The 13,227-nt window shown below is 59.2% G+C and carries 9 protein-coding genes and 1 pseudogene; 6 read left to right on the top strand and 4 right to left on the bottom strand.

Annotated elements, in window-relative coordinates; translation table 11 throughout:
- Positions 1 to 128: 128 nt before the first annotated feature.
- Entirely contained in the window at positions 129 to 1,052 is a 924-nt protein-coding gene (locus tag KDX37_RS03870; RefSeq protein WP_231651359.1) for a DMT family transporter, read from the bottom strand.
- Between the two features lie 104 nt (positions 1,053 to 1,156).
- On the opposite strand from KDX37_RS03870, the gene KDX37_RS03865 reads away from it, so the two are divergent.
- Both KDX37_RS03865 and KDX37_RS03860 read left to right on the top strand, forming a co-directional pair.
- Positions 1,157 to 1,726, top strand: coding sequence for a helix-turn-helix domain-containing protein (locus tag KDX37_RS03865; protein WP_231651358.1), 570 nt, complete (start codon positions 1,157 to 1,159; stop codon positions 1,724 to 1,726).
- A gap of 47 nt (positions 1,727 to 1,773) precedes the next feature.
- A complete protein-coding gene (locus tag KDX37_RS03860; RefSeq protein ID WP_231651357.1) occupies positions 1,774 to 3,204 on the top strand; it encodes an FAD/NAD(P)-binding protein in 1,431 nt (476 codons plus the stop codon).
- Between the two features lie 64 nt (positions 3,205 to 3,268).
- Here the strand turns inward: KDX37_RS03860 and KDX37_RS03855 are convergent, their stop codons facing one another.
- On the bottom strand, positions 3,269 to 4,375 hold the full coding sequence (locus tag KDX37_RS03855) for a sigma-54 interaction domain-containing protein (RefSeq protein ID WP_231651356.1): 1,107 nt from the start codon (positions 4,373 to 4,375) through the stop codon (positions 3,269 to 3,271).
- Positions 4,375 to 5,514, bottom strand: a complete 1,140-nt coding sequence (gene ssuD / locus KDX37_RS03850) for an FMNH2-dependent alkanesulfonate monooxygenase (RefSeq protein WP_054086583.1) — start codon at positions 5,512 to 5,514, stop codon at positions 4,375 to 4,377. The genes KDX37_RS03855 and ssuD overlap by 1 nt, the downstream gene beginning before the upstream one ends.
- A gap of 413 nt (positions 5,515 to 5,927) precedes the next feature.
- On the opposite strand from ssuD, the pseudogene ku reads away from it, so the two are divergent.
- The 4 genes and pseudogenes from ku (at position 5,928) to KDX37_RS03830 (ending at position 11,805) form a co-directional block, all read left to right on the top strand.
- Positions 5,928 to 6,849 (top strand): annotated as a pseudogene (gene ku / locus KDX37_RS03845) (non-homologous end joining protein Ku).
- Positions 6,850 to 6,869: 20 nt separating this feature from the next.
- On the top strand, positions 6,870 to 9,551 hold the full coding sequence (gene ligD / locus KDX37_RS03840) for a DNA ligase D (RefSeq protein ID WP_231651355.1): 2,682 nt from the start codon (positions 6,870 to 6,872) through the stop codon (positions 9,549 to 9,551).
- A complete protein-coding gene (locus KDX37_RS03835; RefSeq protein ID WP_231651354.1) occupies positions 9,548 to 10,852 on the top strand; it encodes an NTP/NDP exchange transporter in 1,305 nt (434 codons plus the stop codon). The genes ligD and KDX37_RS03835 overlap by 4 nt, the downstream gene beginning before the upstream one ends.
- A gap of 11 nt (positions 10,853 to 10,863) precedes the next feature.
- Entirely contained in the window at positions 10,864 to 11,805 is a 942-nt protein-coding gene (locus KDX37_RS03830; RefSeq protein ID WP_231651353.1) for an aldo/keto reductase, read from the top strand.
- 63 nt (positions 11,806 to 11,868) lie between these two features.
- Here the strand turns inward: KDX37_RS03830 and pssA are convergent, their stop codons facing one another.
- Complete coding sequence (pssA, locus tag KDX37_RS03825; protein ID WP_231651352.1) at positions 11,869 to 13,212, bottom strand: CDP-diacylglycerol--serine O-phosphatidyltransferase; 1,344 nt, start codon at positions 13,210 to 13,212, stop codon at positions 11,869 to 11,871.
- Between the last annotated feature and the right edge of the window lie 15 nt (positions 13,213 to 13,227).

The following is a 13,227-nucleotide window of genomic DNA, read 5'->3' as shown; positions in this document are numbered from 1 at the left end:
CATACGTGCCAGACACTTCAATACCAAAGGGTCAGTTTTTCAAATTTCCTACAAAAAGTGTCTGGTGCGACCGCAGCAATAAACGAGCAAAGCCCAATGTGCCATGACCCGATGGCAAACCTCGACATTCAGTCCAGTTTTCTCACCTCGTCTTCGTCAGCACGGGTCTGTTCCACCGGCTGAGGGCGGCGCTTCATTTCACTGACAATCACACCTGCCACAATCAGGGCTGCGCCCAGCAGGGCCAGACCTGGCAAGCGCTCACCTGCCAGTCGTCCGACAATGCCCGCCCACACGGGTTCACCCGCATAGATAACAGTTGCACGTGTCGGAGAGACGCTTTTCTGTGCCCAGTTCATGGCGACCTGAATCACAGCGCTCATCACACCGAGCCCGATAGCGGTGACCAGCAGCAGCCAGGAGAAGTCCGGCAGTCGCTCATCGGTCGGCACAATCATCAAAAAAGCCAGGACAGAGGCGGTTGCCAACTGCACGACAGTCACACGGCGCACATCCACCTTGCCAGCATAAGCGCTGATCATGATGATTTCGGCAGCAATGGCCACTGCACTGATCAATGTCGCGATTTCGCCGGCATTGAACTGCAGCGATGCGCCTTGTATGCCACACACCAGCATCAGCCCTGTAAACGCCAGGGCGATGCCCAGTGTTGGCATCAACCCCGGCCGCCGTCCCAGCACCAGCCATTGCAGCAGCGGCACGAAAGGCACATAGAGCGCTGTAATAAAGGCCGACTGGCTGCTGGGAATGGTTTGCAGGCCGATGGTCTGCAGCCCATACCCCAACATGATCGCAGCACCGATCAGCACACCGGCTTTTACTTCGAGCAAGGTCAGGCTGCGCAGGACGTTCAGCGAGAACAGCGCTACTATCAGCGCCGCAGCGGCAAAGCGCAGGCCGACAAAAAACATCGGCCCGCTGACCGTCATGGCATGCTGCACCAGTATGAAAGTACCGCACCAGAGCATGGTGATCAGGATCAAAACCAATTCTGCTTTACTGATTCGAGGTGTCCGGCTGATTGACTTCATGGAGGTTCCGGGTACTGGGCCTTGCGGGCGGTAATAGGGTCGACACACAATGGCGTCGTAAAAGTGTGCAGTATAGTGCGCAAGTGATTCAGATGAGCACCCTCATGGTCAAAGAAAATTCTCAACGTGCGCCAGTGCTGCAGCACGTCAGCCAGAACGTGCGCCGGTTGCGCAATGCCGCGAACCTCAGTCAGACAGGACTTTCGGAAAAGTCCGGCGTGAGCAGGCGCATGCTGGTCGCGATCGAAGCCGGGGAAAAGAACGTCAGCCTGGCCACCCTTGATCGGGTCGCGGAGGCGCTGAACGTTGCCTTCAGCGATTTGATACAAGCCCCTGAAATTCGTGACCACAGCCGTATCAATGAACTGGCCTGGGCAGGTACGATCCCTGGCAGCAAAGCGGTGTTGCTGGCCAAGGCTGACGCCCGCCGGGAAGTCGAACTGTGGGAGTTCTGCCTGGAACCGGGCGATGTCTATGCCTCGGATGCCGATCCTGAAGGCTGGAGCGAGCAGGTGTATGTGGTCGAAGGGCATCTGACCATTCGTTTTGCCGATGCCGTTGCGACCCGGCACCTGGGCCCCGGCGAGTTTTTCATGTTCCCCAGCAGCCAGCCTCACCGTTACTGCAACGAAGGCGCTGTCACGTTGCGTTTTGTGCGTAACGTGGTCTTGTAATGCACTGATCCCTGCCTGATGGCAGACCTGGCCCGAGGCAAAGCTTGATGATTGATGACACCCATCCGATTGCCGACGTTCTGATCGTGGGCGGCGGCCTGAGCGGTAGCTTGTTGGCGGCGCAGTTGTTGCGCAGGCCTGGCCGGCGTCGAATCCTGATCATCGAAACCCGTGACGAGCTTGGCAGGGGCGAAGCTTACAGTGCTACCGAGCCCGGCCACACCTTGAACGGCAACGCCGCCCGGATGAGCGTCGATCCGGATGATCCAGATGACCTGACGCGTTGGCTCACGGAGTATCTGGCTGACGGCGGCTGGCCTGAAGCTGCCGAACAGCATGTGCCTGTCGCAGAGCTGTTCCCGCCACGTGGCGTGTTCGGGCTGTATGTGCAGCAGCGATTGCGTGAAGCGCTTGAGGTGGGTAAACAGTATGGTTCCAGCATCGAACATGTGCGCGCCGAGGCTGTTGATGTGCAAACGCAGCCTGACGGCATCAGTGTAACGCTGGACGATGGTCGGGCGCTGAAGGGCCGCTTCGCTGTGCTGGCGACCGGGATGTACGCGGCTTCGCGTACACCGCAGCGTGAGTCGAGCGGCTTGAATGCGACGGCGCTCGATCCCTGGAATGTCAGTGCCATGCGCCGCCTCGACCCTCAGGCCCGGGTGCTGATCATCGGGTCCGGTTTGACCATGGTCGATGCTGTGGTGTCGTTGCAACAATCCGGGCATCGCGGCCCGATCGACGTTTACTCGCGTCACGGTCTGTTGCCCCACGTGCGACGCCAGCCTCCTGCATGGCCGGACTTTCTTGATCAGGACCACGCGATTCGCAGCACCCGTCAACTGGTTCGCAAAGTGCGCGAGCAGTGCGAGCTGGCCATTGAAAGTGGTATCGACTGGCAGGCGCCGCTGGACACGGTTCGGGTCAACGTCGGCCGCCTCTGGCATCAGGCTACCGACACGCAGCGTCGCCAATTCGTACGCCATGTCCGTCCATGGTGGGAAAGCCATCACCATCGCTCACCACCACCGAGCGCCGCTCTGTTGGCGCGCCTGGTCAAGGAAGGGCGTCTTGCCGTGAGCGCGGCATCGCTGCAACGTGTTGAAAGTTCTGCAGCCGGACAGGTTCAGATACGTGTCCGGCACCGTGGCCAAGACGAATCGTCATTGATCGTGGGTGATGCTCTGATCAATTCCACCGGGATTGAATACGACTGGCGCCGGGTGGATCGCCCGTTGCCACGCCAGTTGCTTGCGCGAGGGCTCATCCAGCCAGGTCCGTTGGCGCTGGGCATCGCCGCCGATGTTCAGGGTGCGGTGCTGGACGCGCAGGGACATCGCTCGTCCCGACTGTTTGCAATGGGGCCGCCTTTACGAGGGATGTGGTGGGAAAGCACCGCAGTGACCGACGTGGCGCTGCAGGCCAAGGCTTTGTCCCTGCACCTCACGGACTGGCTCACAGAGCGTGCCGCAGACTAAGCGTTAGCTCAGCCTGTTCCTGCGAATGAAATCCGGGGCGCACGGCCCCGGCTGATCATCCTGTTCAGACCGACAGATGCAACATGCGGTCGCCCTGCACATTTTCGCCCGGTCTGCGCTTGTTGACGGCCAGCTCGCCGATCTTGATCAAGCGGGTTCGTGTCACATTACGCGTCAGGCCCAGCAGACTGGCGGTATGCACCTGGTTGTGGTGACAAAAGCGGTACGCGGTTCTGAGCAAGGCATCTTCGACTTTCTCATGCAGCGCGCCGGCCTGTTCCTCAAACAGCTTTTGAAAGGCCCTGGCGAGCAACTGCTCGGCCGACTCGTCGACAGGTGCGTATTCATCCTGACGTTCGATTTTCAGGTTCGACAGACGCAGATCATCACGCTGAACCACGCCATCACGGCAGACCAGCAACGTGTGATGAATGACGTTTTCCAGTTCGCGAATGTTGCCTGGCCAACTGTAGGTCCTCAGCTTGTGTTCGGCATCGGCGCTGAACCGCACCGGTCCGTGTCTGAGACGCTGGCTATAAACGTCGATGAAATGACGGGCAAGCGGCAGGATGTCACCAGGACGTTCACGCAGCGGGCTCAGCTCCAGATTGACCACATCCAGTCGGTAGTAAAGGTCCTCGCGGAAGTGTCCAGCGTTTATCGCCTTTTCCAATTGCACGTTGGTGGCTGCCAGCACCCGCACATCAATCGGGATGCTTTTACGCGAGCCCAGGCGCACCACCTCGCGCTCCTGAAGAACTCGCAGTAGCTTGACCTGAAGGGACATCGGCAGGTCGCCGATCTCATCAAGAAACAGCGTCCCGCCGTTGGCCTCCTCGAACCACCCGGCCTTGGCGCTGACGGCGCCGGTGAAGGCGCCTTTCTCGTGGCCGAACAGCTCAGCCTCGATCAGGTTTTCGGAAAACGCACCACAATTGACAGCCACAAACGGCTTGTTCCGGCGAGCACTGAGTTCATGCACGTGGCGGGCGACCAACTCCTTGCCAGTCCCGGTTTCGCCGATTATCAGCACGCTGGCGTCGCTTGGTGCAACCTGCTTGACGTGGGCCAGCAAGGCCCGCGATTTAGGGTCTTCGAAGACCTGCGCCGTGGCCCTGATCGAGGTGGCCAGCGCAGGCGAGTGCGGTAAGGTCAGCAGTTGGCCAGACATTACTTGGCCTGCGGGGGCAGATCGTTGGCGATCATTTCGCCGAACGGGCCCGTCAGGTTAGTGATGCCGCGTCCTGCCAGACTGGCGTACGGCTCGGGCAGCAGCGGGAATACCAGCTCGGCGAAGCGGTAAGCCTCTTCGAGATGCGGGTAGCCAGAGAAGATGAAACTCTCGATGCCCAGATCAGCGTATTCCTTGATCCGCTCCGCAACTTCCTGCGGGTTGCCAACCAATGCCGTACCGGCACCGCCACGCACCAGACCCACGCCCGCCCATAAATTGGGTGCGATCTCCAGATTGTCGCGGCGGCCATCGTGCAGCGCCGCCATGCGGCGTTGTCCTTCGGAGTCAAAGCGCGAGAAGGACTTCTGTGCAGCGGCGATGGTTTCGTCGCTGATGTGTTCGATCAGGGTGCTCGCGGCTTTCCATGCTTCTTCACTGGTTTCGCGAACGATCACGTGGAGGCGGATGCCGAATTTGACGGTACGCCCCTTGCGGGCGGCGCGTTCACGCACGTCGGCCAGCTTCTGGGCGACTGCGGCCGGCGGCTCGCCCCAGGTCAGGTACACATCCACCTGATCGGCGGCCAGGTCATGCGCGGCGTCCGATGACCCACCGAAATACAGCGGCGGATAAGGCTTCTGAATCGGCGGGTACAGCGCCTTGGCGTTCTGCACGCGCAAGTGCTTGCCTTCAAAGTCCACGGCTTCGCCCTGCAACACACGACGCCAGATCTGCAGGAATTCGTCGGTGACCTCATAACGCTCGCTGTGATCCAGGAAACTGCCGTCGCCACGGTTTTCGTCCGGGTCACCACCGGTCACCACGTTGATCAACAGACGACCGCCCGACAGGCGATCCAGAGTTGCCGCCATGCGTGCAGAAACAGTCGGGGAGATGATGCCTGGACGGATCGCCACGAGGTACTTCAGGCGTTCAGTCAACGGGACCAGCGCTGACGCGATAACCCATGAATCTTCGCAAGAGCGCCCCGTCGGGATCAGCACGCCGTGGTAACCGAGATCATCGGCTGCCTGTGCTACCTGCTTCAGGTAGTTCAGCGTGACCGGGCGGGCGCCTTTGGTAGTACCCAGATAATGGCCATCGCCGTGAGTCGGTAGAAACCAGAAAACGTTCATGACAAATCCTTGGAGTGATCAACAGGTTGAAGGCCGTCGGGATAACTGTCGTCTGGCAGACAGTCCGCCAACAGCGTTCGAGGTGACGCCATTTATAGAGAGTCTTATTTATGCCGTAAAAGAACGATAAACCATATTTTTAGAACTGAAATGAATATGAGCTGGGTTTGTGGCGCCGCGGCAAGCCATGCCGCCCTGTAACGCTTTGAAACAAAAGGGAAGATGTCGTTTTAATACCACCCCTTTTGACGTGAAGAATGCTGGAAAATCAAAGGCGTCGACAGACCGAATGAGCGTGGTGCGGGCGGGGTCTGACAGCCCGCTTTTTTCGTATTTGCAGGGCGTCTGTCAGCGCGTCGAAACTTTGCCCCCGTTCGTCCTGTCACTTTTCTAGTGCTAACGGGAGTCGAACAATGGCAAGAGCAATCTGGAAAGGCGCGATCAGTTTCGGCTTGGTGCACATACCGGTCGCGCTGGTCTCGGCGACGTCATCGAAGGGTGTCGACTTTGACTGGCTCGACAAGCGCAGCATGGATCCTGTTGGCTACAAACGGATCAACAAGGTGACCGGCAAGGAGATTTCCGGTGACAACATCGTCAAGGGCGTCGAATTCGAAAAAGACCGTTATGTAGTCATCAGCGAAGAGGAAATTCGCTCCGCGCATCCCAAGTCGACCCAGACCATCGACATCTTCGGTTTTGTGGACAGTCAGCAGATCCCGCTGCAAAACATCGATACACCTTATTTTTTGACTCCCGACAAACGCGGCGAAAAGGTCTATGCGCTGTTGCGCGAAACCCTGCGTGACACACAGAAAGTGGCGCTGGCCAATGTCGTGCTGCACACCCGCGAACACTTGGCCGCGGTCATGCCGCTGGATTCTGCGCTGGTCATGGTGATTCTGCGCTGGCCCGCCGACGTGCGTGAGCTGGATGCGCTGGAGCTGGGGTGAAGCGGTTACCGATGCAAAGCTCAGCAAAAGCGAGCGCGACATGGCCAAGCGACTGGTCAAGGACATGAGCGCGGACTGGCAGCCTGAGGAGTACCGCGATACGTTTCAGGAAAAGATCATGCAGTTGGTCGAAACCAAGGCCCGTGAAGGCAAGATCGAAAATCTGGAAGCCGACACGGATCAGGAAGACCGCAAGAGTGCTGACGTCATTGATCTTACTGACCTGTTGCGGCGCAGCCTGGCGGGCAAGGGCGGAGCGAGCAAAGCCAAGGCCACGAAACCCGCGGCGAAAAAGGACAAGAAAACTGCTGACGACGTAAAGCCTGCTGCACCTGCCAAACGCCGCGCCGCGCCTCGCAAAAAAACCAGTAAGGCTTCTTGAATCACAGGGAGGTATCGAGGATGGCCAAGCCTGTCAGCGAATACACACGCAAACGCAATTTCGAGGTGACTTCCGAGCCTGCCGAAAAAACTCCCACTTCGCGCCGCTCGGAATCCAGGGCGTTGAGCTTCGTGATTCAGAAACACGATGCGCGCAACCTGCACTATGATTTTCGGCTTGAACTGGATGGCACTCTCAAAAGTTGGGCTGTTCCCAAAGGCCCCAGCCTGGATCCGACCCAAAAGCGCCTGGCGGTCCATGTGGAGGATCACCCGCTCGACTATGCCGGTTTTGAGGGCAGCATTCCCAAGGGGCAGTATGGCGGTGGCGATGTCATTGTCTGGGATCGGGGCATTTGGCAACCCCACGGCGATCCGCATAAAACTTATCAGGACGGCAAACTCAAGTTCACCCTGGTGGGCGAAAAGCTCACCGGCGACTGGGCGCTGGTACGTACGCGATTGAGGGGCAGTGGCGACAAGGAACAATGGCTGCTGATCAAGGAAAAGGATTCTATCGCGCGACCTGCTGCGGAATACGACATCGTCGAGGCGCAACCGCAAAGCGTGATCAGCGGCGCGCATGTCGGGGCAGGGCGTGCATCATCTGCCACGTCAAAAGCCGGCGCCCAGCCAGGCAAGCCCAAGCCAGACAAGGCTGGCGCAGCTGAATCCAGACCCAAACCCGCCAGGGCCCGTTCAGCGGTCCGTACTTCACAAGCAGCCTCTGAGGCTGAGTTGCCCGAGTTGCTTACCCCGCAGTTGGCGACGCTCGTGGACGCCCCACCTGCGGGCGACTGGCTGTATGAGATCAAGTTTGACGGGTACCGGATAATGACCCGCATCCAGGGCGATGAAGTGCGTCTGTTCACCCGTAACGGTCACGATTGGACCGACAGGCTGCCTCAGCAGGTCAAGGCGCTCAAAGCCTTGAAACTGCAGGATACCTGGTTCGATGGTGAAGTGGTGATGCTTGATAAAGACGGCCTGCCGGATTTTCAGGCGTTGCAGAATGCGTTCGAAATCGGGCGTAGCAAAGACATTATCTACTACGTTTTCGATATGCCTTTTCTCGGCGGGCAGGACCTGCGTGAAGTGCCGCTGGAGCAGCGCCGGGATGCGCTCAGGCAAGTACTGGATTCGCAGCGTAGCCGATTGTTGCGCTACTCCGACGCGTTCCGCTCCGGTCATCAGGACATTATCGAAAGTGCCAGCGCCATGGGGCTGGAAGGCGTGATCGGCAAGCGTGCCGGAAGTCCCTATGTCAGCAAGCGCAACGCTGACTGGATCAAACTCAAGTGTCGACTGCGCCAGGAGTTCGTGATTGTGGGCTATACCGCGCCGCAGGGTAGCCGCTCCGCATTTGGTGCGTTATTGCTGGCGGTCAACGACAGCCATGACGGGCTGGTCTATGCCGGGCGTGTCGGAACCGGTTTCAGCGATGTCACCCTCAAACAACTGCAGCAGCAACTGGCACCGCTGGAGCGTGATGCCTCAGCGCTGGACAAAAAAATCACTGCTGCCCAGGCTCGTGGCGTGCAATGGGTCGAGCCACAACTTGTCTGTGAGGTCGAGTTTGCTCAGTGGACGCGGGAAGGGATCTTGCGCCAGGCCGCGTTCACCGGGTTGCGCAGTGACAAGCCAGCCAGCGAGGTGATACGTGAATACCCTCAACCGGCCAACACTGCCAGCCAGTCCAGGACCAAAAAAGCGCACCGGTCTGGCAACGCCAGTAATTCAGACCCACAAGTGGCTTCTGAAAAACGCGCTTCTGAAAAGAACGTCGTCAGGAAGACCGTCAGAGGCAAGGTCAATGTGTGCGGGGTCGGCATCAGTCACCCGGAGCGGGTCATTGACAGCAAGACCGGTACGCAGAAGGTCGAGCTGGCGCAGTTTTACGAGTCGATTGCCCAATGGATACTGCCCTTTCTGAATGACCGACCCGTAGCACTGTTGCGCTGTCCTGAAGGTATTGATGGCGAGCAGTTTTTCCAGAAACACTCGGAGCGGCTTGCCATCCCGCACATCAAGCAGTTGGACCGTGCTCTTGACCCCGGTCACGCGGCGCTGATGGAAATCGACACCATGCGGTCCCTGGTGGGCGCGGTCCAGATGGGCACCATTGAGCTGCATACCTGGGGCGCGACTCATCAAAGTATCGAGACGCCTGACCATCTGGTTCTGGATCTCGACCCTGATCCGGCCTTGCCGTGGCGCAGCATGATCGAAGCGACGCAGATGGTGCTCGCTGTGCTGGAGGAACTGGGGCTCAAGGCGTTTCTCAAGACCAGCGGCGGCAAGGGCATGCACATCATCGTGCCGTTGGCGCGACAAGCCGACTGGGAAACAGTGAAAGGCTTTGCCAAGGCGATTGCGGAGTTTGTCAGCCGTCAGTTGCCGGAACGCTTCAGTGCGACCATGGGCCCCAAGAACCGCGTCGGAAAAATCTTTGTCGATTACCTGCGCAACGGCCGGGGCGGCAGCACGGTGACGGCCTATTCGGTACGCGCCCGTCCCGGCCTGCCGGTGTCGGTGCCCATCGCATTGGATGAGCTCACAAGCCTCCAATCTTCAGCGCAGTGGGACATCACCAATCTCGAACAGCGTTTGCGCGAGCTCAAGCGTGACCCATGGGCCGGTTACAGCAACCGTCAGAAGATTACCCAGAAAATGTGGAAACAACTGGGAGCCAAGCGACCTTGATCAGTCGTTGGGTCAAGGTCGAGCCGTCCGAGCGCGCGGCGCTGCTGCTGGGCTTCGCGTTCCATTTCTGCGTACTGGCCAGTTATTACCTGGTGCGCCCGCTGCGCGATGCGCTGGGCCTTGAGGGCGGTGCGGATCAACTCCAGTGGCTGTTCACCGCCACGTTTGTGGTGATGCTGATCATGGTGCCGCTGTTTGGCGCGCTGGTATCGCGCCTGCCTGCCACGCGATTCGTGCCGTTGATCTATCGACTGATTGCACTGTCAATGCTGGTTTTCGGAGCCCTGATCGCCGATCAGGTCGCCCCGGTCGCGGTGGGGCGGGTGTTTTTTGTCTGGATCAGTATCTACAACCTGTTCATCGTTTCGATATTCTGGAGCGTACTGGTTGATCGGTTTTCCAGTGAGCAGGGTCGCCGCCTGTTCGGTTTCATCGCTGCGGGCGGTACCTTGGGAACGTTCATTGGTCCTCTGCTGGCGGCCACCATGGCCACCCGATTGGGGCCGCTGGCCTTGGGCATTGGTGCTGCTCTGCTGCTGGAAGGTGCGGTGTTGTGTTACCGGGCGCTTCTGAACAGAACCCGGCTGCAGGATAAAAGCGTCAGGCAGGAAGAGCGTCGACTGGGGGGCTCGGTGATTGCCGGAGTGACGCTGATCATGCGTTCGCCCTATCTGCTCGGGCTGGTCCTGTTCATGCTGTTGCACACCAGTGCGGCTACGCTGTTGTATTTCGAGCAGGGCCGAATTGTTGCTGACAGCTATGGCGATGTGGGCAGCCGAACACAATTCTTTGCGTTGGTTGACCTCACGGTGTCCAGTCTGACCCTGGTTTGTCAGTTATTGCTGACTGCGCCCTTGATTCGATGGGTCGGCGTGGGTGGCGCGCTGGTCGCATTGCCGTTGGCCACCGTCGCGGCGTTTGTCGCCATGGCGATGTCACCAGTACCCACCACAGTGGCCTTGGCTCAGGGCGTGCGGCGCGCAGTCGAGTACGCCGTGGTGCGGCCTGCTCGGGAAGTGCTCTGGACCGTGGTCAGCCGCGAGGAAAAGTACAAGGCCAAGAATGTCATTGAAACGCTGGTGTACCGAGGTGGCGATGCCGCCAGTGGCTGGTTGTCCTACGGCCTGACTGCAATGGGTGCCGGATTCGGTCTGCTGGCCGTTCTTGTGGTTCCTTTTGCGGGGTTATGGGCCTGGGTATCACTGTGGCTCGCGGGCAGGCAAGCGAGGCTGACCCGATGTGCACCTGAAGCCGCAACGGCGCCAGCACCTGCCCCGTCAGACGCACGGCCGGACAGATAAAGGAGAATTTCGTGACTCCACCGAACGGTTTCACCCGCAGAAGGTTACTCACCCTGGCGGCAGGCGTATCTGCAGCTCTGGTGTTCGACTCCGCTGTGGGCCGCGATTCCTCAACGATACCTGGAGGCAAGACCATGTTGACCCGAGCCATACCTTCCAGTAATGAGCCGTTGCCTGTCGTAGGGCTGGGTACCTATCGCGGGTTTGACGTAGCGACATCCAGCGCCGCCTACAAGCAATTGGGCCCGGTGATCGATGCGCTGTTCGCCGCCGGAGGCAGCGTGATTGACAGCTCGCCCATGTACGGCCGCGCCGAGCGCACCACGGGCGAACTGTTGTCGATCCATGAGCCACGTTCACCCGCGTTTCTGGCGACCAAGGTCTGGACGCGCGGCCGCAATGAAGGTATCGAACAGATGGAAGAGTCGTTCCGTCTGTTGCAGACTGACCGCATCGATCTGATGCAGATACATAACCTGCTGGATTGGAAAACGCATTTGCCAACATTGCGCGAGTGGAAAGCGCAGGGACGAATTCGCTACATCGGCATCAGCCATTACACGTCGTCGGCCTATGCGGAAGTTGAAGCAGTGCTGGAAAGTGAGCCACTGGACTTTCTGCAGATCAACTACGCGCTGGATGACCGTGAAGCGGAAAAACGCCTGTTGCCACTGTGTCGGGAGAAAGGCGTGGCGGTCATCTGCAACAGGCCATTTGGCGGCGGCGGTCTGTTGTCGCGCCTCAAGGACAAACCCTTGCCCGGTTGGGCCGCGCAGGTGGAAGTCAACAGTTGGCCTCAGTTGCTGCTGAAGTTTCTGCTGGCCCATTCGGCGGTTACCTGCGTCATTCCGGGCACCGGTAATCCACGTTACATGGCAGATAACGTAGGTGCCGGATTCGGTCCCATGTTGACCGACGCCCAGCGCCACCAATTGATCGCGCTGGTGGATTGAAGGGCTGAGTTACAGGCGTGTTCACGGGTGCGCCCGTGAACATGCCAGTCACCTCCAAGGGCCTTACAGAATCCGGTAGAGCAGGCGCTCGACCCTGACCCGGCTGACACGCCGCAGGAACTTGCGCACGCCCTCTGGGTAATGGGCCAGCGTGTCGAGTTCGTCGTACTGGCTCACGCGTTGCGTATTGCGCATCAGTTGCGCAATCTCTGCTTCTCGTGGCGCACCCCATTGCCCTTGTGGGTCGTCGATCAACAGCCCGTTTTCAAGGTCCAGGTTAAAGGCTCGCGGGTTGAGATTGTTGCCGGTCAACAGGGTGTAACGGTGATCGACCCAGATGCCTTTCAGGTGGAATGTGTTATCGCCGTGTTTCCACAGGTGCACGTTAAGACGGTTCTGCGCGATGGCCTTGCTGTGTTTCTGGGTAAAGCGGCGCAAGCTGATTTCATACAGGTAGGGCAGGGCGGAGATGACTTTGAATGGCTCTTCCGGGGGAATGAAGAAGTCGTTGGCGGTCTTGTCGCCAATGATGATATCAACGTTCACACCGCGCTTGAGCGCCCGGTTGATCTCTCGGGTTACAGCGACCGGCAGATTGAAGTATGGGGTACAAATGGTCAGTTGAATCTTGCTCGATGCGATCAAGTCGCAGATGGCACGGTTCAGGCTGTTGCGCGGGCCGACACCGAGCAGCGGTATGACGCGCAGCTCGCCATTTTCTCTGTCGCCTGCCGAAGTGTCGTAAGCCGCACGCTTGAGTTGGTTACGAAAGGCCCGAATCTCGCTGCGCAGACTGCGTGAACTGGGTGGCGATTGCAGGTCCAGTCGGTGAACGGCTGGTGACGGCAGGATCTCACGTTGCACCAGGTCCTGAAACGAATCGGCGAGGGCCGGGCTTTCGATCAGGTGGTAGCGGTCCAGTCGGTACTTGTCCAACTTGTGCAGATAGACATTATTGATGCTGGCGCCGCTGTAGATCACGCAGTCATCGATCACGCTGCCTTTCAGGTGCAGTACGCCGAACAGTTCACGAGTCTGGACCGGCACGCCGTAGACCGGCACTTCCTGGTCGTACTCCAGATTTTGCGCCTGGTACCAGGTTGAGTTTCCCGGCTGGCGTCCGGCACCAATCAGGCCGCGCTGGGCGCGAAACCAGTCCACCAGCACCACGACGTCCAGCTCCGGACGTGCGGTTTTGGCCGCGTACAGCGCATCCAGGATTTCCTGGCCTGCTTCGTCCTGCTGCAGATAAAGCGCGATGATGTAGATACGGCGAGTGGCGGAGGCGATCTTTTCCAGCAGGCAACGCCGGTAGTCAGCGGCGTACGGGACGATGGAAATCGCATCGCTCGGCAAGGCAAAACCGCGCAGTGCGGCCAGGGTCGAGCGTCTGAAGGTGGACTGCATAGGCCTCTCGATTGG

Source organism: Pseudomonas californiensis, assembly GCF_021147775.1.
Taxonomy (GTDB): domain Bacteria; phylum Pseudomonadota; class Gammaproteobacteria; order Pseudomonadales; family Pseudomonadaceae; genus Aquipseudomonas; species Aquipseudomonas californiensis.
The sequence above is the reverse complement of the archived record's forward strand: the minus strand, read 5'-3'. Positions and strand labels throughout refer to the sequence as shown.